Genomic DNA, 25,719 nt, shown 5'->3' on the forward strand with positions numbered 1-25,719 from the left:
CGTCGTTGTCACTTCCGGGTACGGCTGTGTCTCGGGCGGCGTGCGATCGACGCCCGCTGGGGCTACCACGTGACGGGGAGCCCGACCGGGCCCCGCTGGATGCTGCCGACGCGCCAGACCAGCTCCTCGGGATCGACAGCCAGTCGCAGGGTGGGCAGGCGAGAAAACAGGGTGCCGATCGCCACCCGCAGCTCCATCCGGGCCAGCGCGGCACCGAGGCAGTAGTGCGGGCCGTGGCTGAAGGCGATGTGCCGGTTGGGCGTCCGGCCGATGTCCAGGGTGCCGGCCGCGTCGAAGGCGCTCTCGTCCCGGTTCGCGGAGAGCTTCGAGACGAAGACCAGCTCGCCCTTGCTCATCTTCACGTCGCGGAACTCCAGGTCCTCACCGGCTGCGAACGGCAGGCCGGCGTGGCCGAGCGGCACGAAGCGCAGCAACTCCTCGACGCAGGTGTCGATGAGCCCTGGATGGTCGAGCAACCGCGTGCGCTGCTCGTCCGACTGCAGCAGCACCAGGCAGGAATTGACCATCTGCGTCATGGTCGTCTCGTGGCCGGTCACAAAGAGCAGCATCGCGAGCCCGACCAGTTCCGAGTCGCTCAGCGAGGTGCCATCGTCCGCACCGTCCAGGATGAGGTCGCTGAGCAGGTCGTCACCGGGCTTCTCGCGCAGCCGCCCCACGTACGTGCCGAGATATCCGTAGACATGGGTGAACGCGTCGCGGATCTCGTCGCCGGACGTGCCTTCGATGTGCATGAGCAGTTCGACGCTGTGCCGGATGGCGTCGCTGTCGGTCACCGGAATGCCGAGGAGTTCGCAGATGATCTGGATGGGCAGCGGGCGGGCGAGGCTCTCCAGCAGGTCGACCGGTCCGCCTGTGGCTTCCATCCGGTCGATCAGGCCGTCGACGATCTCCTGCGCTCGCGGTCGCAGCGACTCCACCCGCCGGGCGTTGAAGTAGCGGGAGACGAGCCCCCGGGACTCGGTGAGCAGCGGCGGGTCCGCATAGATGAGCGCCATCCGTCCCGCGGGCCCGGCCACGCCCATGGCCTGCACCGTCTGCGCGTCCAGGGTGCCGCCGCGGGTGAAGCGCGGATCGGTGAGTGCGGCCCTGGCGTCCTCGTACCGGGTGATCAGCCAGGCTCGCTTCCCGTTCTGCACGGTGACGGGACAGACCGGGCGACCGGCCCGCAACTCGGCGTAGCGGGGGTCGGGTTCGACGAACACGTCCCCTTCGAAGGGGAACTTCGGTGAATCGACCTGCTCGGTGGTCATCGATCCCTGCTCCCGGTGGTGTTGACGGCGGAATGACGGTGCGCCGGGGAATTCCCGGCCGACGCGGCGAAGCGGAGCACGGTCTGCGCAGCGTCCGAGGCGGGGTCCAACTCGCCGTCCTGCGCCGCCCTCTTGATCGCTGCCAGCGTCGTGCGGGCCTGCTCGGTGTCGAGTTCCAGACCGAGCGAGTCGGCCACCGCGCGGACGGCGGACAGCCCGGAGTGCTTGCCCAGCACGATCCGCCGCGTCCGGCCGACGAGTTCGGGCCGGTACGGTTCGTACGTCCGGGGATCCTGCCTGATCCCATCCAGGTGCAGCCCGCTCTCGTGGGTGAACGCATGGGCTCCGACGACCGGTTGGTACGGCGGAACGGGGACCTTGATGAGTTCGGAGACGTACTCGGCCAGCGGGTGGAGCGACTTGAGGTCGAGTCCGGTGTCGTGGCCGAGCGAGGCACCCAGGGCCATGACGACCTGCTCGAGTGGCGCGTTGCCCGCCCGCTCGCCGATGCCGAGCACGGAGCACTGCACGCCCGAGGCCCCGGCCGCCACGCCGGCCAGCGAGTTCGCGGTGGCGAGACCGAGGTCGTTGTGGCAGTGGACCGCGATGGGCAGCGGGCATCGGGCGGCAACCGCCCGGACCATCGCCGCCATCGACATCGGATGGGCGACGCCCACGGTGTCGGCGAGGCCGAGGGAGTCGGCTCCGGCATCGGCGGCGGCGAGGCAGACCCGGACGAGCACCTCGATGTCGGTCCGTGTGGCGTCCTCGGCCGCGAACACCACCTGACGTCCCGCCCGCTTCGCGCGCCGGACGGCCAGGTCCACGGCGATCAGCACCTCGTCCAGCGTCATCGCCAGCTTGCCCGACAGATGGCTTTCGGAAGTGCCGATGAACACCGCGATGCTGTGTGCCCCGGTCTCGATCGCGGCGTCCACGTCGCGGTCCACGGGCCGGGCGATCACCTGCACCAGCGCGTCCCCGCCATCGTCGACGACAGCACGGATCGCTGCCGCCTCCTCGGCGGAGACGACCGGGAACCCTGCCTCGATCAGCGGGATCCCGAGGCCGCCCAGGCGTCGTGCGATCTCGCGTTTCTGCGCGGGAGAGAAGACCACGCCCGGCATCTGCTCACCGTCGCGCAGGGTGGTGTCGCTGATCACCACGGTGTCCGGGAAGTTGGCCTCCGCGTCCGCGCCGGTGGGCTGTGGCGCGTCCTGCCGCGGTACGCCCTGCTGTGATGCGCCGTGCCGCGGTGCGCCTTGCTTCGGTGCGCCCGAGATCCCGCCGGACGGCGGGGAGAGCCGGCGGAAGCTGTTGAAGAGCTGGTTGAGGCGCATCATGTCGGCCGCGGACGCCTCCATCGTCAGCCGCCGGGTGAGGTAGGCGCGCCGCGGATTGCTTCTGCCCAGCAAGAAGATGTCGCGGAACACCTCGCCGGTGGTGGAGACGGACACGGCACGCGCAGCTGGGGGAGAGGCGTCCGGGTCGAGCAGCGTGACCCGGCCGTTCGCCGTCGCGAGCCGGACCCGCACCTCCGGCTCGCGCAGCCGGATGTCGATCACGCGCTCCCAGCCGGCCAGACCGGACAGCGCTCCCTCATGACTGTTGAGCACGGCCAGCTGTCGCCGTACGAAGTCCCGGACCGCCTCGGGCGAGAGCGGCGCCCCGGAGTCGGCGGCCGAGCCGCCTGTGGAGCCGGCTGTGGAGGGCTGCGCCGTCCTGAACTCGTAGCGCTCCCGGAGCTGTCGCTGACTTCCCCAGGTGGCGCCCGTCGCGGCGACGACCAGTAACGGGCCCACACCGTCATCCAGCGTCCAGACCACAAAGGCCCCGGCCAGCAGGATGCGGCTGAACACCAGTACCTCGTGGGCGTGGTAGGCGGGGCGGCGTGTCTCCCCGGCAAGACGGAACAGCGGGCCGACCGCCAGCGCCGCGCTCGCGGCGGCCAGAACCAGCATGACGGCGAAGCCGGTGCGCCAGGGGCGGCCGAGGATCGCGGGAGCGGCCAGGGCCAGTGCGTAGGCACCGGTCAGGAGGAGTGAGGCCACGCGGGTGGCGGCGGAGGAGCCGTGGTTGACGGCGAAGGTGAGGTAGCCGCCCTTGCGGTCGCCTTCGATGTCCCGCACGGCTCCGACCAGGTTGGACGCGGCGTCGTGCAGCCAGAAGACCAGAGCGAGCGGCAGCAGCCGGGCCGGAGGGTAGGCGCTGACCGTCATCGCGCCGTAGAGGAAGGCCAGCGCGGTCATGCCGCCGCGCACGATGTTGCCGCTCAGACCGCGTGCCTTGAAGACGGTGCTGTAGGAGACCCCGGCGGCCAGCGCGACGAGCACCAGGAGGACGGTGCGCCAGTTGAGGACGAGTGAGAACAGTCCGCCCGCCACGGTGCAGGAGATGAAGCAACACAGTGCGGTGTTCGCGGACATCCGCCCGGAGGGGATGGGGCGCTGGGGCTTGGCCTCCGCGTCGAGGTGGCGGTCGAAGTAGTCACCGCCGTAGAGGCCACCGAGCCATCCCAGAGTCGGCGTCGCCCAGGCCGCCAACAAGCGTCCGGGCGAGGCGTGTTGATCGGCCAGGACGGCGCCCGCAAGGCCGACCAGGCCGACGTAGAACGCGGTGTACGGGCGCCAGGTCTCGAGGTGGGCGAAGAGCGCGGTCCGGACCCTGATGCGGTCTATCGGCATCTGCTCACCGCCGCCTTCGCGAAGTACTCCAGGCTCTGCCTGCTCGGGCTCTGGGGCAGCGGTACGAGCGCATCGATGGCGTCGGCGGCGTATCTTCGTGCCTCCTCGGCCGCCCGCGTGACGGCTCCGTGCCGGGTCAGCAGCGCGGCCAGCCGCAGGTGCCGGTCCTCAAGGTCGCCCTCACTGTTGATCAGATCGTCCAGTTCCGCGGCGAGTTCGGGGCCGGCTGCGGCCCGGCACAGCAGGAACGGCAGGGTGAGCCGCCGGTTGGCGAGGTCGCTGCTGTGCGGTTTGCCGGTCTCCTCGGCGGTGGAGAGGTAGGGGAGGAGGTCGTCCTGGATCTGGAACGCGATGCCGAGCCCCGTTCCGTAACGGGCGAGCGCATCGGCCTCCTCGGCGGATCCGCCGCCCAGGGTGCCACCGATGGAGCAGGCGGCGCGGAACAGGGCCGCCGTCTTGTTCTCGATCATCCGCAGGTAGGACGTGACCCGGCTGTCGTAGTTCTGCCGGATCTCCTCCTCCATCATCTGTCCCTGGCAGAGTTCCGCTCCGGCCTTCGCCGCCTTGCCCATGGCCAGGACGATGCGCTGTGCCTCGACACCGTTGGCGGCGCAGGTGGCCAGCGCCGCGAACAGGTAGAAGATCAGCGCATCCCCGCCCACGATGGCGTCGGCCTGGCTGTACTTCGCGTGGACCGCGGGCATGCCCCGTCGCAGCTCGTCGCCGTCGATGATGTCGTCGTGCATCAGGCTGGCCAGGTGGGCACCCTCGGTCCCGGCCGCCGCCGGCATCACCTGATGCAGGTCGCCGCCCACGGCCGCCGCGCTCTCCAGCAGCAGGATGGGACGGAAGTACTTGCCAGGGGCGCCCAGCGCGTAGTTGCACACCTCGGTCAGGCGGTCGCCGGCGGCCCAGTCGCCTTTGAGTCGGTGCAGCACCAGGTCGACGAGGTACGCGGAACGGTCCCGGATCGACGCCTCCTCGGCTTCGCCGTACGACAGGATGCTGTTGTGGAGGTCAGCTCGTGCCGAGAGGACTGGCACGGATGGGTTGTGCATGCCTACCTCAATTCATCAGGACCTGGGCAGGGCAGGTCACGATGCAGGTCAGTGGAATGCGAATGCGGGCGCCAATGCGCGAAGGCACGGGAAAGGAATGCGCAAGAAAAAGGGATCCCGGCATTACGCAGGGAAGCAGCGGCCGCGGTTCAGAACGGGGCCGTGAGGTATAGATGAACGAGCAAGGTGAACTTCACTTTGTGCCCCCGTTGTTCAGATCCATCACGAAAGATCCATCACGTGATGATGGATCGTAGCGACTATAACTGGACGGTGTCAAACAGTCGTCCGAACGGATCATTGCCATACCGTCGAGAAAGCCAAGAACGCCCCATCGAATATTGAAGGGAAGCTCAAAAGTTCCCGAGATCACGGGGCCTCACAGCAGGTCAGCGCCATAACGGTTTCGGGATTCCCAAGAGTTTCCCATCAATGAGAAACGACTGCCGTGCAACGGGATCGGCAAGCTAATGTTCGCAACATGGCCAGGACCATGCACAGGTACGACGTCATTGTTTGCGGCGCCGGCGCAGGTGGGCTTGCAGCCGCGGTCATGTTTGGCCGCCAGGGGAAACAAGTCCTTCTGGTGGACAAGCTCGGAGACACCGTCGAAACATTCAAAGGTGAGTTGCTGCAGCCTGGTTCACTCGCCATCCTCGACGGCTTGGGTGCACTCGACACCCTCCGCAAGGCCGGGGCGCGAACCATCGACCGTCTGGCCTGCACGACAGCAGCCGGCAAGGAAATGTGCGCCATGGATTACCGGTGGCTCCCCGGCGACTACAACCACTGCCTCACGCACACGTACAAAGGGATACTCGACAACTTCATCGCCGCTCTGCCGGCCGCGGTCGAGTTCCGCCGTCACGTGTCGGTGGAATCAGTGGTGCGGGATTCCGACGGCCGGGTGAACGGCGTACGCCTGCGCCAGGGCCGAGACCGGGAACAGATCCACGCCCCTCTGGTGGTCGCGAGCGACGGCCACGGATCGAAGCTCCGTACGCAGCTGGGCATCGGCGTCGACGCCGTCGCCTACGGGCACCAGGTCGTCGCCGTCGACCTGGTCGACGCACCCCACCTGGCCACCCAGGCGACCACCTTCGTCACGCCCGAGGGCATGCGCGTCATGTATCCGATGCCGGAAGCGGGCGGACGCCTGTACCTCCAGGTGCCCAAGGGGTTCGTCAACCGGATCGGCAAGCAGGGGCTCACCGAGTGGATCGATTCCGCTCTGGCCTCGTGTCCGGCGCTGGAACCGGTGGCCGACTCGGTCCGCAGGGGCATGGCGACCTCGCGGGTGCTCTCCGCCCGCCGGTTCATCGCGCCCGAGTTCCACCGCGACGGTGCGCCACTGGTCGGGGATGCCGCACACGCGGTGCATCCGATGGCGGGACAGGGCATGAACGCCGCCATCGCCGATGCCGCGGCCCTCTCGCGACTGCTGGAAGACGTCGACCACGCTGACCTACGCCGGCTCGACCGGGCGTTGGCCACCTATGGCGACCGGCGCCGCGCGGAGGTCCGGACGATCGCCGAGTTCAGCCATCGCTTCGCGGCGCTGTTCACCGAAACCGTCACCAAGTTCCGCTTCGCGCGCTCCGCCTACATCCTGCGGTGCCACGGGCGGAACGAGCGGCTCTGCTACAAGATCATGCACAACATCTCGGGGCTCGGACACCAGCCGTTCAGCGTCCTCGACCGCCTGCAGCAACTCGGCCTGCCCGACCGCCACGCGCAACTGCCGCCGGAGGCCCGGCTGCTGGGCACCGTGTACTGAAGCAGCGCCCGAGCGCTGAAGCACCGTCCCGAACGCCGATCGACCCGCTCGATGGCCGAGCGGGTCGATCGGGGCGACGTGTGTTCGCGAAGCCAACCGCAGCCGACTCGGTCAGCCCGGCACGGCTGCCGGGGCTGCCGGGTCGACGTTCTTCTGCGGGCGCACCAGGTCTGCCAGGTGCGCTCGATCCAGCTTGCCGTGCGCGGTGAGCCGGAACGGCTCCATGGCGATCACCCGGTCGGGGACCATGTAAGCAGGCAGCATCCGTCCGAGTTTCCCGCGAAGTGCCGGCTCGTCCACCGACGGCGCCTCCAGGAACAGGACCAGCTCGACGTCCAAGGGGCCGCCGGAGATCCGTAGCGCCGCGGTCCGGACACCGCCCAGCAACCGGGAGGCGGTCTGCTCGATCTCGCCGAGTTCCACTCGGTATCCGCGGATCTTCACCTGACCGTCGATCCGGCCCCGGTGGCGCAGCAATCCGCTCTCGTCCCGGTCGACCAGGTCACCCGTGCGGTACCAGACCCGTCGATCCTCCTGGGCGAACTTCGCCGCGTCGAAGGCCGGGTCGAGGTAACCGCCGAACACCTGAGGCCCGGAGAGCAGCAGTTCACCCGTCGCGCCGACCCGTACGTGCATGCCGGGCGCGGGAGTTCCGATCGGCACGATGCGGTCGTCGTCCGGCAGGGGCCCGTCCGGCGCGATGCGGTAGGTGGTGGCCCACACCGTCGCCTCGGTCGGCCCGTACACGTTGTCGATGATCGCGTGCGGAGCGGCCGCCTGCGCGAGCAGGGCGGTGCTCACGTGCAACGGTTCACCGCCGATCACGATATGGCGCAGGCCGGGCATCGAGTCCGCGGCAAGGTGACCGGCGGCTGCGGCGGACTCGATCAGGCTGGGCGTGCAGGCCCACACCGTGACCCCGTGCCCGACAACCGTGTCCGCCGGGTTGAGCGCCTGGATCCGGGACACGGCCAGCAGCGCCGCGCCCGTGCTCCACGCACCCCACATCTCGAACACGGAGAAGTCGAAGGTCAGCCCGTGGCACTGGGAGAACACGTCCCCCGGCCCCACCTCGAAGTTCGGGAGCGCCTGGGTCAGGAACGCATCGACATTGCGATGGGTGATGCCGACGCCCTTGGGCCGACCCGTGGATCCCGAGGTGAAGATGTAGTAGGCCACGGCGTCGGGCGAGACGTCCTGACCCTCCTGACCCGCCGGGATGTCGGCGACAGTCGGTGGCAGCACCAGGCCGTCCACCACCGCCACGTCCCCCATCGCGGCGAGCTGCGCCGCCACGAGCGGGTCTTCGCGCCGGTCGGTGAGCACGACGCACCGCACACCGGCCTGCCGGACGATGTCCGCGTTGCGCTCCGGCGGGAAGTCCAGCGACAACGGGACCACGGTGGCACCCGCGTACAGCGCCGCCAGACAGGCGCGGTACGTGGCCGCCTCCCTCTCGCCGAGCACGGCGACCACGCCACCGGTACCGATCGCCGAGGCCAGCGCGGCTGCCTGGCCTGCCATCTCGGCGTACGTGAGGGTGCCGCCGCCGTCGATGAGGCAAACCGCGTCCGGGTGCAGGCGTGCCGACTCGAGGAACCGGTCGGCCAGGCCGCGCAGCGCTCCGTCGGCCGACTGCCGGGCGGTCTGTGGGTTCGCGTCGGCGGTGCGCCCGGGACCGTTGTCGCTGACGAAGGTCCACAGCGATCGCGGGGTACGAAAGGCCCGCTCGTTGAACGAACGCAGGGCGATTCCATAGTGCTGGGACAGTTGCCTGCCGAGGTGCAGACTCCCGAGTGAGGTGAGCCCGTAGCAGGTGAGGGGTGTGTCGGGGTCCAGCTCCTCCACACCGTCGCCCGGTTCCTTCAGCACGGACAGCAGGAGGTGCTCGAAGGTGGTGTCCCACGGTTCGCGCATGATCAGATGTCCTCCACGATCTCGAGCACCGCGGCGGTGACCGTGTAGCCGGTTCCGCCACCGAGCAGCAGTACCTGATCACCCCGCTGCACCTTGCCGGTGGTGACCACGTGGTGCAGGCCGATGATCTGGTCGCCGGTGCCTACGTGGCCGGTGGCGCGGCCGATGTCCCACGTGGAGCGTTCGATCGGCAGGCCGAGCATGCGGTCCAGCTGGATCTCCGTCCGCCATTTCGTGGTGACCACCGGGATCACATGGGCCAGCTGTTCGGCGGTGACCCCGGCCTCGGCGAGCACCTGGCCGATGCAGTCGTGGAGCAGGGCTTCCATCCGTCCGTAGTGCTCGAGCATGGGCACCTCGGTGTCGTGGAATCTCTTGCGCAACTCCTCGAAGTCGATCAGCGAGAGGTCGGCACCGGAGCCGAACGCACCTCCGCGAGCCTCCGCCTCGAGCGAGTTTTCGGCCAGGGTCACCAGCGACTTCACCTTCGCGAAACCGCGCGCTCCGCTGAGCACCAGCGCGCTGCCGCCGTCGGCGAGCACCGACTGGTCGCCGTACCACCGCTTCACCCATGGGTTGTCGAACCGGTCCCCGGTGGTGACCAGCACCGCGTCGTCGGGCCCGGTGATGAACCGCCGCCCGAGTTCGATCGACCCCATCGCCCCGTTGCACTCCTGCACGACATCGAACGACGGCACCGAAGCACCCACCGTGTGCAGGGCGACGTACGGCGCGGCCTGCCAGTACCGGGCGCCCTGGTAGTCGACGTAGGAGTGGAACACCGCGCGCCACGTACCGATGCCGTCGCCGGCCATGTCCAGGGCGGCACGGCCCGCGGTGGCGGCCATCTCGGCAGGGAACAGCGTCGGCTCCACGCAGGCCGAAAGTACCTCGTCGGCGCGGGCGGACTCGGTGTCGTAGTGGCCCGCCTCGATCGCCTCGGCCGCGGTTTCGCGGGCGGGCAGGTAGACGCCGACGCCGGCGACGTACAGGTCGTTCATGTCATCAACTGCCTCTCGCTCAGGAGGATTTGGCGAAGCGGCGTCCCGGCCCCGTGGGTTTGGTGGAGGGGCGTCCCGGCCCAGTGGGTTTGGTGAGACGTCCGCGCCTGCGTTCTGTCGGCCTCAGCTCACGGAGGTCTGCGGGTTCTTGGCATCAGTGGGCTGCCATGACTGCTTCTGTGCCGTGCGGTACTTCAGCAGCAACAGGACCGTGCGGGACAGCACCTCGCACAACGCCATGAGGATCAGGGCAGTGGGCCAGGTGTTCTCCGAGTGCAGGTTGAGCTTCTCGCTGAGCCGCCCGATCGCCTCGGCGCCGCCGTTGAGCGCGATGACGCCGAAGGCGAGCCTGCTGGACATGCCGGTGATCCACAGCGCCGCGGCCGGGACTGTCGCCCGCGCGACCACCTTCTCGCCGTCGTGGTAGACCTGCGTCCACGCGCCACAGCCGAGTCCGAGTGCGAGACCCACCGCGGCCAGGCAGAGCGCGAAGATCCAGTCGGAGGTGTACGCCGGGAAGTCGCCCAGGTACTCGAACCCGGCCCACGCCACCAGAGCCACCGGCCACAGCAGGCTGGCCACAGTCAGCTTCTTTCCGCGGATCTGCCGCAGGACCAGTGCGATCAGCCCGAGCGAGACGGCCCAGTCGGTCCAGGTCATGATCCTCCTCCCGTGAAAGCATCACATGTGATGCATCTTAGGTGATGCATTGCTGATGAGTGGTGAATCATGGGGTCAACGACTCGCAAAAGCAGCGTCGGCCGCGCGTGTAGGATCCGTGAGGTGGACGTTCTCCGACTGCACCGGCTGGCCAGGCAACTCCGGGAGATCGCGCTCAAGGCCAGTCAGGACGGAGCCGAGTTGCCGATCTCGGTCGGCGATCTTGCCGTGCTGGAGAGCATCGCCCGCAGTCCGAACAGTGCCATCAGCGAGATCAGCCGGAGTGTTGGCCTGGCGCAGAGCAGGGTTTCCAAGGTCGTTCACGAACTGACCAAGGCGGGCGTACTCGAGTCCAGCAAGGACCCGAACGACCGACGGCAGACCAGGGTGCGCCTCCATCCCGCTGCGCACCGGCAGACCTTCGAGGAATACGGCAGGCGGCCGGTCGACGCCGCACTGGCCGACGCCTTCCCTCACCTCGACGCGGCGAGCGCGGCCCGAGCCGTGGAACTGCTCGGTGAGCTGTCCGACCTGCTGGACAAGGGATCGCGCCCTCACGGTCGGTGACCAAATCACCCCCACCTCGCCCGCTCTCGTGACCCACCCTCGCAAACCCCACTGCGCCATCCCGTGCCTGACCTGCTCCGCCCTCACGACCGGTCGCAAAACAACGGTGGCCGGTCACACTGGCTTCTTGAAGCCGCGAGGGCTATCGCAGAAAAGATTCGCCCTGACTGGGCGATATCTATCTGGCTGATGGCAGGATGCGGCCTGCGGATCGGGGAGGTGCCAGCCGTTCGGCAATCGGACTTCGAATCCGGAGTGCTGCGGCTCCGCGACAGTTTGTAAGAGTGAAGCGGGCCGGCGGGTACAGGGCCGAATTGGCGCCGCTGAAGGCTCGCGAGGAGGGCGAGTGGCGTGACGTCCCTATGCCTCTTCTGTTTGGTCAGCAGTCGAGCGGCATGTTGAGCGGCAGGGCGTCGGCCGTGACGGATACCTCCTCCATGCCCATCATGGCGGTGAAGTACTCGACTCCAACTATCGGACCGAATTCAAGGCTTCTGTCAGAAGGCCGGGTATGGCGATGAGCCGTGGACTGCTCACACGCTGTGCCATTTCTTTGCGAGCAGTGCCATCGCGGGCGGCGTCTCCCTCCTGGAAGTATCGCGGTGGCTTGGTCATGCAACCATCCAGATCACTGCGGACATCCATGGTCGTCTGACGCCGGATGCGGGTGGCAGACTGAGGTCCGTGATGGATCAGGTACTGGCAGGCGTTAGCGTGGTCGGTGCTGACAGCGAGGACCGTGCTGGTTCGGTGCTGGGTCCCGGGGCGGAGTAGGGGGAAACATGCGGGTCGGAGCGGCGACTTGAGAATTCTGCACACTTCCGACTGGCATCTCGGGCGGGCGTTCCACCGGGTGAACATGCTCGGAGCGCAGGCCGAGTTCATCGGCCACCTCGTCACGACCGCGCGTGAGCGCGGCGTGGACGCGGTGGTCGTGTCGGGAGACGTGTACGACCGCGCGGTGCCCCCGCTGGCCGCGGTCGAGCTCTTCGACGACGCCCTGCACCGCTTGGCCGACCTCGGTGTCCCCACAGTGATGATCTCCGGGAACCACGACTCGGCGCGCCGACTGGGCGTGGGGGCCGGCCTGATCGACCGCGCGGGCATCCATCTGAGGACCGAGCCGTCGTCGTGCGCCACCCCTGTGGTCCTGGGCGACGCCCACGGCGACGTGGCCTTCTACGGTCTGCCGTATCTCGAACCGGCGCTGGTGAAGGACGAGTTCGGGGTCGAGAAGGCCGGTCATGAGGCGGTGCTCGCGGCCGCGATGGACCGGGTCCGCGCCGACCTCGCCACGCGCGCGCGAGGCACCCGTTCCGTCGTCCTCGCGCACGCCTTCGTCACCGGCGGCGAGGCCAGCGACAGCGAGCGGGACATCACGGTGGGCGGGGTCGCCGCCGTACCGGCCGGGGTCTTCGACGGAGTCGACTACGCCGCGCTCGGCCATCTGCACGGCAGCCAGACCATCACCGAACGCGTGCGCTACTCCGGCTCGCCCCTGCCGTACTCCTTTTCGGAGGCGGACCACCACAAGAGCATGTGGCTGATCGACCTGGACGCCGACGGCACGATCGACGCCGAGCGGATCGACTGCCCCGTACCGCGCGCCCTCGCTCGCGTCCGGGGACAGCTGGAGGACCTGCTCGCCGACCCGGAGCTGGCGCGGCACGAGGAGGCGTGGGTCGAGGCCACCCTCACCGACCCGGTGCGACCGGCCGAGCCGATGGCGCGCATCACCGAACGCTTCCCGCACACGCTCAGCCTCGTCTTCGCCCCCGAGCGGGCACCCGACGACCCCGACGTCTCGTACGCCCGGCGCCTCGCGGGGCGCAGCGACCAGCAGATCGCGGAGGACTTCGTGGCCCATGTGCGCGGCGCCGGGCCCGACGCGCGGGAACAGGCCGTGCTCCAGGACGCGTTCGACGCCGTGCGCGCCGACGAGACCGTCCGCGAGGTGGCCCGATGAGGCTGCACCGGCTGCGTATCACCGCGTTCGGGCCCTTCGGCGGCGCCCAGGAGGTCGATTTCGACGACCTGTCGGCCGCCGGCCTCTTCCTGCTGCACGGTCCGACCGGCGCGGGCAAGACCTCGGTCCTGGACGCCGTCTGCTACGCGCTGTACGGGTCGGTACCGGGCGCCCGCCAGAGCGGCCAGGGCCTGGCCCTGCGCAGCGACCACGCCGCGCCCGCCACTCGTACCGAGGTCTGCCTCGAACTCACCGTCGCCGGGCGACGGCTGGAACTCACCCGGCAGCCGCCGTGGGAGCGTCCCAAGAAGCGCGGCTCGGGCACCACGACCGACAAGGCCCAAAGCCGGCTGCGCGAGTACGACGCGTCCGCCGGGTCCTGGAAGGACCTCAGCCGCTCCCACCAGGAGATAGGCGAGGAGATCACCCAGCTGCTCGGCATGAGCCGCGAGCAGTTCTGCCAGGTCGTGCTGTTGCCCCAGGGCGACTTCGCGCGCTTCTTGCGGGCCGACGCCGAGGCCCGCGGCAGGCTCCTCGGCCGCCTCTTCGACACCCACCGCTTCGCGGCCGTCGAGCAGCGCCTGGCCGAGCGCCGGCGCGCCGCCGAGGCACAAGTACGCGACCGGGACGCGGAGTTACTGGCCGACGCCCACCGCATGCAGCAGGCTGCCGGGGACATCGTGGAGCTCCCGCTGCCGGACCTGGCCCCCGGAGACCCGGGGCTGGCCGAGTCCGTGCTGTCCTGGGCCGCGATCGCCCGCAGCACGGCACGGGAGCGGCTCACCGTCGCCCACTACGCCCAGAGCGCCGCCGAGTCGGCGCAGGCCGCCGCGGATCGTGTCCTCGACGACGTACGCGAAGTGGCGCGGCTGCAGAGCCGATTCGCCGAGGCACGGGAGCGGGCCGCACGCCTGGAGGAGCGCTCCGGGGCGCACCGGGAGGCCGAGGCGCGGATGGAGCGCGCCCGCAAGGCCGAGGCCGTGGCGCCGGCGCTGGGGCTGCGTGATGCCGCCGAGGCCGACCACCGGCGCGCGGACGCCGAAGAGGCACACGCGCGTGCCCAGCTCCCGGAGACCTTCGTGGACGCCGGCGCGGCGGGCCTCGCGTCCGCCGCGCGAAAGGCCGCGGAAGAGCTGGGCGGTTTGGAGTCGGCTCGCCGAGCCGAGCGTCGGCTGGCCGAACTCGGCTCCGAGCGCGACGCGTTGGGGCGCCAGGAGCGCGCCGATGACGACGTCCTCCAGGACGCCGAGAGCTGGCTCGCCTCCTGGGAGGAGACCCGAGCCGGTCTCCAGGGCCGGATCGAATCCGCTCAGGAGTGCGCTCACCGCGCCGAACAGCTCGCCGTCCAGCGCGAGCCCGCCCAGGCACGGCTGGCCGCCGCCCGGCTGCGCGACCAGCTGGCCGGAGACACGGACGAGGCCCACGCGCGCGTGCTCGCCGCGCGGGAGCGGGCCACGGACGCGCGCGCCCACTGGCTCGACCTCAAGGAACAGCGCCTGCAGCACATCGCGGCGGAGCTGGCCGCCCATCTCGTGGACGGCCGCCCCTGTGCCGTCTGCGGCGCCACCGAACACCCCACGCCCGCCCAGAAGATCGACGGACATGTCGACCAGCAGGCGGAGGAGACCGCGCTCGCCGCGTATCAACGCGCCGAGGAGCAGCGTGCCGAGGCCGAGCGGCAGCTCGGCGTCGCGCGCGAGGCGCTGGCCGCCGCGACGGCCGAGGCGGGCGACGCCCCTACCTCGCAACTCGCCGAGCAGGCTGAGGAGTTGACGCGACGACACGCCGAGGCGCGCGATGCCGCCTCCGGGCTCCACGCGGCGACTGAGGCACTGAGACAGGCCGAGCGCGAGCACGAGCGGCGGCTCGCCGCCCACCAGGAAGCCGCGGTCCGTGCCGCGTCACGCGCCACGCGCAGGGACACGCTCGACCGTGAAGGGGCCGCGCTGGAGGAGGAGTTGGCGCAGGCCCGGGGCACGGCGGGCAGCGTGTCCGCACGGGCGGCGGAGCTGGAGCGGCTGGTCGGCCGGCTCACCGAGGCAGCCGACGCCGCACGCGGCGCGGCGGACACCGCGCAGCGGCTCAAGGACGCCGACGCGCGACTCGCCGACGCGGCCTTCCGCGCCGGGTTCGACACGCCGCAGGCCGCGGCAGCCGCCCTCCTCGACGACGCGGCCCATCGTGAGCTTCAACGGCGGCTCGACGCCTGGCAGCACGAGGCGGCGGCGGTACGGGCCGTGCTCGCCGAGGCCGACACGGCAGCCGCCGCGCAGCGGCCGCCCGTCGATCTCGCCGCGGCGGAGCAGGCCGCCTCCGACGCCGCCCGGCGGGTGCGTGAGGCCGCTTCCGCGCGTGACGCGGCCGACCGGCGCTGTACGGAACTCGACCGGCTGACCCACCGCGCGACCGCGTCGGTGCGCCGACTCGGTCCGCTGCGCGAGGAGTACGACCGTGTGGCGCGCCTCGCCACCCTCGCGGCGGGCACCTCCGCGGACAACGAGCGAAAGATGCGCCTGGAGTCCTATGTGCTCGCCGCCCGCCTGGAGCAGGTCGCGGCCGCCGCCACCGCGCGGCTCCAGCGGATGTCGTCCGGCCGCTACACCCTCGTCCACTCCGACGACCGCTCGGGCCGCGGCCGCAGCGGACTCGGCCTGCATGTCGTCGACGCCTGGACCGGTCGCGAGCGGGACACGGCGACGCTCTCCGGTGGCGAGACGTTCTTCGCGTCGCTCGCCCTCGCCCTCGGCCTCGCCGACGTGGTCACCGATGAGGCGGGGGGCGTCCGTCTGGACACGCTCTTCATCGACGAGGGATTCGGCAGCCTCGACGACCAGACGCTCGACGAGGTGCTCGACGTCCTCGACTCGCTGCGGGAGCGGGATCGCAGCGTGGGCATCGTCAGCCACGTCGCCGACCTGCGGCGGCGGATCCACGCCCAGCTGGAGGTCGTGAAGGGGCGCTCGGGGTCGGCCGTACGGCAGCGGGGTCATTGACTGATCGGACGACGCGGCAGCGGTGATGAGTACACGACGTTCGTGGTCAACGAGCCCAGCGTGCTGATCTTGCCCGACACCTCCTCCAGGTGACGCATCGAGCGTGCCGTGACCTTGAGGACGAAGCAGTCGTCTCCCGTGACGTGGTGCGCCTCCAGGATCTCGGGGGTAGCGGCGACGAGATCGTGGAACGGCTTGTAGTTGGCGTTCGGATAACGCAGCCGCACGAACGCGAGGATCGGCAGACCCAGACTCTCCGGGGCGACGACGGCCGCGTACCCCTGGATGACGCCTGCCTCCTCCAGGCGGCGCACCCGTTCGGTGACCGCGCTCGCGGACATGGAGACGGCCCGGGCCAGCTCGGCGAAGCTCGCGCGGCCCTCGCGCTGGAGGACATCGAGGATGCGCCAGTCGGTGGCATCCGGGGAATACGCGGTCATGCCCGAGAAATAGCAGGGAAAGCCCCGGCCGATCAAGGTCAAGGCCGGGGATTCCCCCTTCATGACGGCGAGTCACCGGCCGTAGATTCTTGCTCATGACCACAACCACAACCACAACCACAACCACAACCACGAACGCGAAGGCGACGGCACCGGCCCCGTCGACCGAGGCCGCGACCGGCATCACCACCGTCGTCAACCCGGTGCTGCGCGTGGCCCCGGCATCGCCCGCCGCGGCCGCCGCCCATTTCGGCGCGAGCCTCGCCTTCCACACGGACGTCTCCGATGTCGCCGCCGCGCTGGCCACCGACGGCGACCCCGGTTTCGTCGTCCTGGACTGCCGCTCCACCGAGTCCTGGGACCAGGGCCATGTGCCCGGCGCGATCCACCTGCCCACCGACCTCATCCCCGAACAGGCCGAGGGTCTTCTCGACAAGGCCGTACCGGTCGTCACCTACTGCTGGAGCCCCGGCTGCAACGGCGCGATCCGCGCCGCCCTCGCCCTCGCCGAACTGGGCTTCCAGGTCAAGGAGATGCTCGGCGGCTTCGAGTACTGGGTGCGCGAGGGCTTCGAGTTCGAGACCTGGGAGGGGCGCGAGCGGCGTGCGCCCGACCCGTCGACGGTACCGGTCGGCGCGGCGGACTGCGGCTGCTGACCTCGTAGCGCACCAGCAGGCGCCCGTGCGCCGGGCGTGTAGTTTCTCCGCATGGCGAGTTACGCGGATCATGGTTCGGTCGAGTGGGTGGAGTCGGGCGGAGGGCCCCTGATAGCGATCCCGGAAGGGGTGTTGCCGTTCTGGACCGGGGCGGACGGCGACGAGCTGGCGACCGACTATGACAGGGCCTGCGACGTGGACGGGTTCATCGGTCTGCTCCCGGTCGGCAACGCCACGGCCCTCGTCCTCGGGGACGACCCCAGCGCGACCGCCTATCTGCCCGAGCACGACACCTTCGTACGCTGGTGCGCCGCGGAGTCCGAGGTTGAAGTGCTGGCCGGGGTTCCGGCAGCCCTCGACGCCGCGGCGTGGGAGGGGGAGGTGCACTGGGAGATACCCGGAACGGTGGTCCTGTTCGACGCCGCCTGGCCCGGGAACGAGGCCGGGAGGGCAGGGCATCTGCGGATCACGCTTGATCCGGGACGGTACGCGGTCCGCGCGGCGTACGCGGAGCCGGGCCCCGAGACATGGCTCGGGCTGGTACAACTGCGGCGGCTCGCGCACTGACGACTCGCTCGTTCGGGCGGCAAGCCACGGGTGGGCCGCGGAAAATCACATGCGACACACGCGCACGCTCCACCATCATGGCCGCCATGCCCCAACTCCCCCACCCCACCGCCGAAGCACTGCGCCGCGACCCCCTGCCCCTGCGCGGCCGTACCGCCCTCGTCACCGGGGTCAGCAGACGCGGAGGCATCGGGTACGCCGTGGCCCGTCGTCTCGCCGCGTACGGAGCAAGCCTGTACCTCCACCACCATGTGCCGCACGACGCGGCCATGCCCTGGGGCGCGGACCGTCCCGAGGACGTGGCCGCCGCGGTGCGCGAGGCGTGCGCCGATCCCGAGGCGCGGGTCGTCGACGGGCCCGGGGACCTCTCCGACGCGGCTGCTCCGGCCGAGTTGATCGCCTCGGCCGCGGACGCGCTCGGCGGGCGGATCGACATCCTCGTCGCCAATCACGCGCTGAGCGGCTCCGACGGCACCCTCGACACGATCGACGCCACGATGCTCGACGCACATTGGGCCGTCGACACGCGCTCGGTGCTTCTCCTCGTGCAGGCCTACGCCCGGCTGCGGGCCGCTTTGCCACCCCGCACGCCGGGCGGGCGGGTCGTGATGATGACCTCCGGACAGGACATCGCGGGCGGGATGCCGGGCGAGATCGCGTACGCCCTCCAGAAGGGCTCTCTCGCCTCGATCACCCGGTCCCTGTCAACCACCCTGGCCGAGCACGCGATCACCGTGAACACCGTCAACCCGGGGCCCGTGGACACGGACTACATGACCGGCGACGCCTACGCGAGCATCGCGGCGATGTTCCCGGCGGGCCGCTGGGGCATGCCCGACGACCCCGCCCGTCTCATCGCGTGGCTCGCGACGGACGAGGCGGAGTGGGTCACCGGGCAGGTCATCGACTCGGAGGGCGGGTTCCGGCGCGGCTGAAGCCGGTGCCGGTGCCGGTGCGGTGCCGGTCCCGGTGTCGGACCGGGACCGGCCGGCCGCCGTACGGGCCGGCGATCAGAGCCGCGACAACTCGTCCACCAGGTCGTCCAGGCCCAGCGAACCCTGTGACAGCGCCGCCATGTGCCAGGCTTTCGCGTCGAAGGCGTCACCGTGGCGCTTCTTCGCGTTCTCGCGGCCGAGCAGCCAGGCACGTTCGCCCAGCTTGTAGCCGATGGCCTGGCCGGGGATGGAGAGGTAGCGGGTGAGTTCGCTCTCCACGTAGTCCGCCGGACGGCTGCTGTGCGCGCCGAAGAACTCCTCAGCCAGCTCGGGAGTCCACCGCTCGCCCGGGTGGAAGGGCGAGTCCGCCGGGATCTCCAGCTCCAGGTGCATGCCGATGTCGACGATGACGCGGGCCGCGCGCATCATCTGCGCGTCCAGATAACCGAGCCGCTGTTCGGCGTCCGTGAGGAAGCCGAGTTCGTCCATGAGCCGCTCCGCGTACAGTGCCCAGCCCTCGCAGTTGGCACTGACGCCGCCCACGGTGGCCTGGTAGCGAGAGAGGTTTCCGGCCACATGCGCCCACTGCGCCAGCTGGAGGTGATGGCCGGGGACGCCCTCGTGGTACCAGGTCGACACCAGGTCGTACACCGGGAAACGGGTCTGCCCCATCGTCGGCAGCCACGTGCGGCCGGGGCGCGAGAAGTCCTCCGACGGCGCCGTGTAGTACGGGGCCGCCGCGCTGCCCGGCGGGGCGATGCGGGACTCCACCTTCCGTACCCGCTCGGCGAGTTCGAAGTGGGTGCCGTCGAGCGCCTCGATCGCCTGGTCCATCAGGCCCTGCAGCCACTCGCGGACCTCGTCGACGCCCTCGATGTGCCGCCCGTGCTCGTCGAGGTGCGCGAGGGCGACCCACGGAGTCTCGGCGCTGGGCAGGATCTTCTCGGCCTCCTGCTTCATCTCGGCGAGCAGCCGGTGGTACTCGGCCCAGCCGTACGCGTACGCCTCGTCCAGATCGAGGTCCGTACCGTTGAAGTAGCGCGACCAGCGGGCGTACCGCTCGCGGCCGACCGTGTCCGGCGCGCCCTCGATCGCGGGCGCGTACACGTCGCGCATCCAGTCGCGCAGCTCGACGACCGCCGCGGTCGCCGCGCGGGCCGCGTCGTTGAGTTCGGCGCGCAGGGACTCGGGTCCGGCCGACGCGAAGTCCTCGAACCAGCCGCGGCCCGAACCGTCGGTGTCCGACCACTCGGCGAGCTGCTCGATGAACGTCGCGGTGGGGCGCGGGCCCGCGTACAGCTTGCGCTCCAGGCCGAGCGTGAGGGACTCGCGGTAGCCGGCGAGGGCCGTGGGCACCGCTCGCAGCCGCTGGGCGATCGCGCCCCAGTCCTCGTCCGTCTCCGTCGGCGTAATGGTGAACACCTCGCGGACCGCGTGCGCGGCCGTGTGCATGTTGCCGACGGCCCGCAGGCCCTCGTCGGCCTCGTGCACGGCGAGTTCGGCGGTGAGCCGCTCGCGCAGCAGACGTGCGCAGCGGCGCTCGATGTCACGGTCCGCCCCCGGCCGCCGCTCCGCCTCGTCGAGCCGCGCGAGCGTCGTCCGCGCCAACTCCGCGAGCGCCTCCTGCCCGGCGGGCGAGGTGTCGGGCAACCTGCCGGAACTCTCCTTCACGCCGAGATACGTACCGGTGACCGGGTCGAGGGCGATGAGGTCGTCGACATAGGCGTCGGCGACCTCGCGGGGCAGCGGGCTCTTCGTGTCTGACATGCGGACATCCTCATACGGGGAGACCGTGTGCGTCAGCCGGATTCAGGGGCGTTGGCGGGAAGGGGCAGCCGGATTCCGCCGCGGCCGTGCGGTCAGCCCGACTCCGTGCGTGGCGCGGGTGGCAGCAGGGGGCCGCAGTCCCACTGCTGGAAGATCAACCGTGTCTCGACGCGCGCCACTTCACGGTGCGCGGTGAACTCGTCGAGGACCAGTCGCTGGAGATCCGCCATGTCCGCGACCGCGACATGGACGAGGTAGTCGTCGGGACCGGTGAGATGGAAGACGGTACGGGACTCGGGCAGCGTCCGGATCCGTTCCACGAACGGCCCGACCAGCTCCCGCCGGTGCGGCCTTACCTGCACCGACAGCAGCGCCTCCAGGCCTCGCCCCAGCTTGGCCGGATCGAGCCGCAGCTGATGACCGAGGATGATGCCGCAGCGGCGCAGCCGGGTCACCCGGTCCAGGCAGGTCGAGGGCGCGACACCGACCTGCGCGGCGAGGTCGCGGTAAGTGGTCCGTGCGTCGTTCTGCAGCAGCCGCAGAAGATGGAGATCCACCGGATCGAGTACGACGGATTCGGCCATGGCCCGAACATAGCACGGCCTTTTGCGCTCGATCCCCGGCCGGTGTTCAGGCTGACGGACATGGACTCAGGCAACTTCGACGCCCACGAGGCGCACCATGCGTACGACGTGCACCATGCGTACGACGTGCACCATGCGTACGACGCGTCTGACGAGGTAAGGGCCCTGGCCACGGAAGCCGTGCACGCCGGGCGGGACGACCTCGCCCGGCAGGGGCTGCACGCGCCGCCGATCGACCTGTCCACGACCTACCCCTCGTACGACAGCCGCGACGAGGCCGCCCGGATCGACGCCTTCGCCGCGCACGGCGCCTCGTTGGAGGGGCCGCCGGTCTACGGCCGGCTCGGCAATCCGACCGTCGCCCGTTTCGAGACCGCGCTCGCGCGACTGGAGGGCACCGAGAGCGCGGTCGCCTTCGCGAGCGGCATGGCCGCGCTGAGCGCCGTACTGCTCGTACGGAACGCGATGGGCCTGCGCCATGTCGTGGCCGTACGGCCCCTCTACGGGTGCAGCGACCACCTGTTGACCGCCGGGCTGCTCGGCACCGAGGTGACCTGGGTCGATCCGGCGGGTATCGCGGACGCCCTGCGCCCGGACACCGGCCTGGTGATGGTCGAGTCACCGGCCAACCCGACGCTCGCCGAACTCGACCTGCGCGCGATCGCGCACGCTTGCGGGACCGTGCCGCTGCTCGCGGACAACACCTTCGCCACACCGGTGCTGCAGCGGCCCGTCGAGCAGGGCGCGCGGCTCGTCCTGCACAGCGCCACCAAGTATCTGGGCGGACACGGTGACGTGATGGCCGGAGTGGTCGCCTGCGACGAGGAGTTCGCCCGTCGGCTGCGCCAAGTCCGGTTCGCCACGGGCGGTGTGCTGCATCCGCTGGCCGGCTATCTGCTGCTGCGCGGGCTGTCGACCCTGCCCGTACGGGTCCGTGCGGCGTCCTCGAACGCCGCGGAACTGGCCCGCCGCCTCGCCGCCGACCCACGCGTCGACCGCGTCCACTATCCCCGGCTCGGCGGCGCCATGATCGCCTTCGAGGTGCATGGCGATCCCCACGAACTGATCGCCGGGGTGCGCCTCATCACCCCGGCCGTCAGCCTCGGCAGCGTCGACACGCTGATCCAGCATCCGGCCTCGATCAGCCATCGCATCGTGGACGCGGAGGACCGACGGACGTCCGGCGTGAGCGACCGACTGCTGCGGCTGTCGGTGGGGCTGGAGGACGTCGAGGATCTGTGGCGCGACCTGGACGGGGCGCTGGGGACGCGGCGGGGGAGCGGGGTTCGTACGAGGGGCAGTAATCTCCTTGACCTGAAGTGCGATTGAGTTTTTCAGCCTGTCCTCGGACAGCACCACGCGGTGCCGCCGACAGGCCGGCGGCACCGCGTGGTGTCGGATGTGCGGTTGGGCGTCACGCGCTCCTGGTGGGTGCTAGTCCCGCACGGACTGCTCGTGGTCGTACGGGAGTCGTGAGCTCACCGGAGTCACGTCCAAGCGGGCCGTGATGACCAGGGTGCCCTCCTCGATCTGGTAGTCGAGAGGGAGGTCAAGGCCGCGCATGGCGGCGACCATGCCCGTGTTGGAGGACTGCGTGACGGCGTACACGCTGTCGCAGCCGGCTTCGACGGCCATGGTCACGAGCCGGCCGAGCAGTTCCCCGCCGATGCCGCGCCGCTGCCACTCGTCCTCGATCAGCAGCGCGACCTCCGTCTCGTCGCCGTCCCACAGGAGATGGCCGAGTCCGACGATGCGCCCCTGTGCGGTCTCCACGGCGAGTGTCCGGCCGAAGCGGGGGCTGAGGAGGTGGTTCAGATAGCGGTCGGCGTCACCGACGGGGCCGTGGTAGCGGAGGTTCAGCGTCCGCGAGGAGCACCGCTCGTGCATGTCCTTCGCCGCTTCGAGGTCGCCGGTGTCGGCCCGGCGCACGGTGATGGCCTTGCCCTGAGGCAGGGTCAGCAGGTCATGGTTGCCGGGGACGCGCGGACCGAGCCGGGTGTCCAGTTCGACCAGCGCTCGGGCCCGCGCGAACTCGGCGGGCGTGAACGGCAGATACGGCCGCTCCACCGTGATCACTTCGCCCTCCGGCGCACGCAGCCGCATCACGGTGTCCTCAAGAGCCCCCTCGACGGGTACTCCCTCGTCGGCGTGACCGGCGCTCACGGACGCGGCGGGCAGCGAACGGATGGTGCACCGCCCCAGCAACTGGCGCAGCGCCAGCGGCAGTTCCGCCGCGTCCAGCGCCGTGCGGGTCGCCAGGCCCAGGATGCGGGTGGGCGCGTCCACCAGGTCGTGCGTGTCGGCCCGCTCGATCCAGGTCTGGGCGCCGCCTGCCTGCGCGACCGCCCGGGTGACCTCGGACGCCGTCACCGCCGCAGGGGCGCGCAGCAGGAACTCGTCCACGGTGCCTTCCGCCAGCGGATGCGTCTGCAGGCTCAGGATGTCGACCTGCCGCCCCGCGAGCGCCGTGCACAGCGCGGCCAGCGTGCCCGGCTCGTCGCGCACGGTGGTCCGCATCCGCCAGAGGACGGCCTCCGCGGTCACGGCCTCGGGCAGCGCAGGGGCTGTCTCGATCGGCCCGGCCTGCCGCGATTCGGCGGACGGCCGGGCGCCGGTATGGTCCGCCGGCGGGGCGTGACCGCGGCGTCGTGACCACCATGTGTGGAAGCCCGCCGTGGCGGCCATGGCGACCGCCGAGATCAGGAGCAGGGCAGGGCCGTCGGGACCGTGCCCGATCAGGTTCGCCACCACGTCCGCGACCGCCACCGCCGTGAACAGCGCGGCCAGTTCGACAAGGTCCCGGCGCCAGTGGTGGACCGGGCGTCCGTTCTTCGTACGTGTCACATCGGACATCTCAGGAGTCATGCAACCACTGTGAGGGAAAGGTGTTGCGTGATCACGAACGCTTTGTGACTGATCGGTTAAGAGTGGTTTTGCTCCCTTTGGAGCTGTTTTCGCGGCTCTTTGGCGTCGGCCGATCGGGTGCCGACAGATCTCTTCCGACCCGGGGAGTCCCGGTTGCTCGGGCCGACGCACGTGCCGCGTGTGCCCACGCACGTGCCGGCACACGTGCCGCGCGCCGTGGGATGACTCCGGCGCGCGGCATGCCGCCCGAGAGTACGCGAGCTACTGTCCCACGCGCCCAGGCTGCAACACCTTCGTGTAGAGCACGCTGCCGTCCTGCTCGCGCAGACGGACCGTCAGCTCCCCGCTGCCGCCGTCGATGTCGACCTCGCCGAAGAACTGGTAACCCCCGGCGGGCGAGACGTTGGCGGTGGTCGGCGCCTTCACGAACGTCCGCTCCGGGCCGAAGGTGTTGTCCAGCGCGTTCGCAGGGAAGGCGCCCGCGTTCAGGGGCCCGGAGACGAACTCCCAGAACGGCTCGAAGTCGGTGAAGGCGGCCCGTGACGGCTGGTAGTGCTGGGCCGAGGTGTAGTGCACGTCGGCGGTCAGCCACACCGTGCCCGTGATCTTGCTGTGCTTGATGAACCGCAGCAGCTCGGCGATCTGCAGTTCGCGCCCCAGCGGCGCGCCCGGGTCACCCTGGGCCACCGCCTCGATGTGCTTCTTCCCCTCGGTGGTGTCCGGCACGACCAGACCGAGCGGCATGTCCGACGCGATCACCTTCCACACCGCACGCGACCGCGCCAGCTCCCCCTTGAGCCACGCCAGTTGCTCCGCGCCGAGGATGCCCTGTGGATCGGTGGTCTGGGTGCCGGGGGAGTTGGCGTTGCGGTACGTCCGCATGTCGAGGACGAAGACGTCGAGCAGCGGACCGTGCCGCAGGACCCGGTACATCCGGCCGTCCCGCGCGCCGGGCCGCAGCGTGGAGACCGGGTAGTACTCGCTGAACGCGCGGAGCGCGCGGGCGCTCAGGACGTCCACGCTCTTCTCGGTGTAGCGGGTGTCCGTGTCGGCGATCACTTGCCCCGGGTACCAGTTGTTGCGCACCTCGTGGTCGTCCCACTGGACGACCGACGGGACCTGGGCGTTGAAGCGCCGGAGGTTCTCGTCCAGCAGGTTGTAGCGGAAGTTGCCCCGGAACTCGGCCAGGGTCTCGGCGACCTTGGACTTCTCCTCGGTGGTGATGTTCCGCCAGGTGCTGCCGTCGGGCAGGGGCGCGGTCGCCGCAATGGGGCCGTCGGAGTAGACGTTGTCGCCGCTGCACAGGAAGAAGTCCGGGTCGAGCGCGGCCATCGCGTCGAAGATCCGGTAGCCGCCGAGGTCCGGGTTGATGCCCCAGCCCTGGCCCGCGAGGTCGCCCGACCACAGGAAGCGCACCCCGTCGCGCCGTCGCAGGGGCGCCGTACGGAAGGTGCCGGTCACCGGCTCGCCGGTGCGGCGTGGGTCGTCCGGGTCGGCGAGCAGGACGCGGTAGTGGATCTGCTCGCCCGCGGGCAGTCCGCGCAGCCGGGTGGTGCCCGTGAAATCCGTGTCCGCGCCCAGGATCGGTCCTTGCCATCTGCGCGGGTTGCGGAACGACTCGGTCGCGGAGGTCTCCACGACCATCCGCGCCGGCCGGTCCGAGCGCACCCACACCAGACCGGAGTGCGCGGTCACGTCTCCGGTCTGTACGCCCCATCCGGCCTTCGGCCGTCCGGACAGGGAGAACGCCGGGGCCGCGCCGACCGCGGCCGGCAGGGCGAGTGCCGCCGACGCGGCGAGCGAGCCGCGCAGCACGCTGCGGCGGGCGGGGAGCGGGCTCGGCGGACGGTGTGACATGAAGCGCCTCCTGGGACGGTCCGGCCAGTGTGCAGTGCCACAACTACTGGTGCGCCGCAGCGCACACGCAAACCACAAGTGAACAACTATCCGCAGTCACACACGCGCTTTTTCGCCCCCGCCGCCCCTACCCGTCCCATCCTTCTGGGGCTCC

19 protein-coding genes are annotated in these 25,719 nt (G+C 70.4%); 8 read left to right on the top strand and 11 right to left on the bottom strand.

The features are described from left to right. Positions 1-62: 62 nt before the first annotated feature. The 3 genes from FGD71_RS43370 to FGD71_RS43380 are packed head-to-tail and all read right to left on the bottom strand — an operon-like array spanning position 63 to position 5,013. Positions 63-1,271, bottom strand: coding sequence for a cytochrome P450 (locus FGD71_RS43370; protein WP_119106099.1), 1,209 nt, complete (start codon positions 1,269-1,271; stop codon positions 63-65). Beyond that, a complete protein-coding gene (locus tag FGD71_RS43375; RefSeq protein ID WP_119106100.1) occupies positions 1,268-3,955 on the bottom strand; it encodes a UbiA family prenyltransferase in 2,688 nt (895 codons plus the stop codon). Before FGD71_RS43375 ends, FGD71_RS43370 begins: the two co-directional genes overlap by 4 nt. Then, positions 3,946-5,013 (bottom strand): polyprenyl synthetase family protein, encoded by a 1,068-nt coding sequence (locus tag FGD71_RS43380; RefSeq protein ID WP_119106101.1) that lies wholly within the window; start codon positions 5,011-5,013, stop codon positions 3,946-3,948. Before FGD71_RS43380 ends, FGD71_RS43375 begins: the two co-directional genes overlap by 10 nt. 493 nt (positions 5,014-5,506) lie before the next feature. Here FGD71_RS43380 and FGD71_RS43385 point away from each other — a divergent pair, with 493 nt between their 5' ends. Next, entirely contained in the window at positions 5,507-6,790 is a 1,284-nt protein-coding gene (locus tag FGD71_RS43385) for an FAD-dependent oxidoreductase (protein ID WP_276147191.1), read from the top strand. Positions 6,791-6,901: 111 nt separating this feature from the next. Here FGD71_RS43385 and FGD71_RS43390 read toward each other — a convergent pair whose 3' ends face one another. The 3 genes from FGD71_RS43390 to FGD71_RS43400 all read right to left on the bottom strand — a co-directional run bounded on the left by FGD71_RS43390 (position 6,902) and on the right by FGD71_RS43400 (position 10,368). Beyond that, the gene (locus FGD71_RS43390; protein ID WP_119106103.1) at positions 6,902-8,707 is read right to left on the bottom strand and encodes an AMP-binding protein; all 1,806 of its coding nucleotides are present in this window, start codon (positions 8,705-8,707) and stop codon (positions 6,902-6,904) included. A 2-nt stretch (positions 8,708-8,709) separates the two neighbouring features. Next, entirely contained in the window at positions 8,710-9,708 is a 999-nt protein-coding gene (locus FGD71_RS43395) for a ketoacyl-ACP synthase III family protein (protein WP_119106104.1), read from the bottom strand. Positions 9,709-9,831: 123 nt separating this feature from the next. Continuing rightward, positions 9,832-10,368, bottom strand: coding sequence for a DUF1453 domain-containing protein (locus FGD71_RS43400; protein WP_119106105.1), 537 nt, complete (start codon positions 10,366-10,368; stop codon positions 9,832-9,834). Between the two features lie 123 nt (positions 10,369-10,491). On the opposite strand from FGD71_RS43400, the gene FGD71_RS43405 reads away from it, so the two are divergent. The 3 genes from FGD71_RS43405 to FGD71_RS43420 all read left to right on the top strand — a co-directional run bounded on the left by FGD71_RS43405 (position 10,492) and on the right by FGD71_RS43420 (position 15,894). Next, positions 10,492-10,935: a MarR family winged helix-turn-helix transcriptional regulator gene (locus FGD71_RS43405; protein ID WP_162931391.1), complete on the top strand. Its 444-nt coding sequence runs from the start codon at positions 10,492-10,494 to the stop codon at positions 10,933-10,935. An 802-nt stretch (positions 10,936-11,737) separates the two neighbouring features. Beyond that, the gene (locus FGD71_RS43415; RefSeq protein WP_119106107.1) at positions 11,738-12,901 is read left to right on the top strand and encodes an exonuclease SbcCD subunit D; all 1,164 of its coding nucleotides are present in this window, start codon (positions 11,738-11,740) and stop codon (positions 12,899-12,901) included. Further along, positions 12,898-15,894: an AAA family ATPase gene (locus FGD71_RS43420; RefSeq protein WP_119106108.1), complete on the top strand. Its 2,997-nt coding sequence runs from the start codon at positions 12,898-12,900 to the stop codon at positions 15,892-15,894. The genes FGD71_RS43415 and FGD71_RS43420 overlap by 4 nt, the downstream gene beginning before the upstream one ends. Here FGD71_RS43420 and FGD71_RS43425 read toward each other — a convergent pair. Then, positions 15,888-16,334 (bottom strand): Lrp/AsnC family transcriptional regulator, encoded by a 447-nt coding sequence (locus FGD71_RS43425; RefSeq protein ID WP_119106119.1) that lies wholly within the window; start codon positions 16,332-16,334, stop codon positions 15,888-15,890. The genes FGD71_RS43420 and FGD71_RS43425 overlap by 7 nt on opposite strands. 95 nt (positions 16,335-16,429) lie before the next feature. Here FGD71_RS43425 and FGD71_RS43430 point away from each other — a divergent pair, with 95 nt between their 5' ends. The 3 genes from FGD71_RS43430 to FGD71_RS43440 all read left to right on the top strand — a co-directional run bounded on the left by FGD71_RS43430 (position 16,430) and on the right by FGD71_RS43440 (position 18,492). Next, positions 16,430-16,990, top strand: coding sequence for a rhodanese-like domain-containing protein (locus FGD71_RS43430; RefSeq protein WP_119106109.1), 561 nt, complete (start codon positions 16,430-16,432; stop codon positions 16,988-16,990). 51 nt (positions 16,991-17,041) lie between these two features. Further along, positions 17,042-17,557, top strand: a complete 516-nt coding sequence (locus tag FGD71_RS43435) for an immunity 21 family protein (protein WP_119106110.1) — start codon at positions 17,042-17,044, stop codon at positions 17,555-17,557. An 86-nt stretch (positions 17,558-17,643) separates the two neighbouring features. Further along, a complete protein-coding gene (locus FGD71_RS43440; protein ID WP_119106120.1) occupies positions 17,644-18,492 on the top strand; it encodes an SDR family oxidoreductase in 849 nt (282 codons plus the stop codon). A 75-nt stretch (positions 18,493-18,567) separates the two neighbouring features. Here FGD71_RS43440 and FGD71_RS43445 read toward each other — a convergent pair whose 3' ends face one another. Together FGD71_RS43445 and FGD71_RS43450 are read right to left on the bottom strand one after the other, a co-directional pair. Then, positions 18,568-20,259, bottom strand: a complete 1,692-nt coding sequence (locus tag FGD71_RS43445; protein ID WP_119106111.1) for a DUF885 domain-containing protein — start codon at positions 20,257-20,259, stop codon at positions 18,568-18,570. Between the two features lie 92 nt (positions 20,260-20,351). Beyond that, positions 20,352-20,843, bottom strand: a complete 492-nt coding sequence (locus tag FGD71_RS43450) for an Lrp/AsnC family transcriptional regulator (protein WP_119106112.1) — start codon at positions 20,841-20,843, stop codon at positions 20,352-20,354. Between the two features lie 60 nt (positions 20,844-20,903). Here FGD71_RS43450 and FGD71_RS43455 point away from each other — a divergent pair, with 60 nt between their 5' ends. Further along, complete coding sequence (locus FGD71_RS43455) at positions 20,904-22,172, top strand: trans-sulfuration enzyme family protein (protein ID WP_420878401.1); 1,269 nt, start codon at positions 20,904-20,906, stop codon at positions 22,170-22,172. Between the two features lie 105 nt (positions 22,173-22,277). Here the strand turns inward: FGD71_RS43455 and FGD71_RS43460 are convergent, their stop codons facing one another. Continuing rightward, entirely contained in the window at positions 22,278-23,708 is a 1,431-nt protein-coding gene (locus tag FGD71_RS43460) for a GNAT family N-acetyltransferase (protein WP_119106113.1), read from the bottom strand. 261 nt (positions 23,709-23,969) lie between these two features. Next, complete coding sequence (locus tag FGD71_RS43465; RefSeq protein WP_119106114.1) at positions 23,970-25,565, bottom strand: alkaline phosphatase D family protein; 1,596 nt, start codon at positions 25,563-25,565, stop codon at positions 23,970-23,972. Positions 25,566-25,719: the final 154 nt, after the last annotated feature.

It is taken from the genome of Streptomyces sporangiiformans (genome assembly GCF_005768555.2).
Taxonomy (GTDB): domain Bacteria; phylum Actinomycetota; class Actinomycetes; order Streptomycetales; family Streptomycetaceae; genus Streptomyces; species Streptomyces sporangiiformans.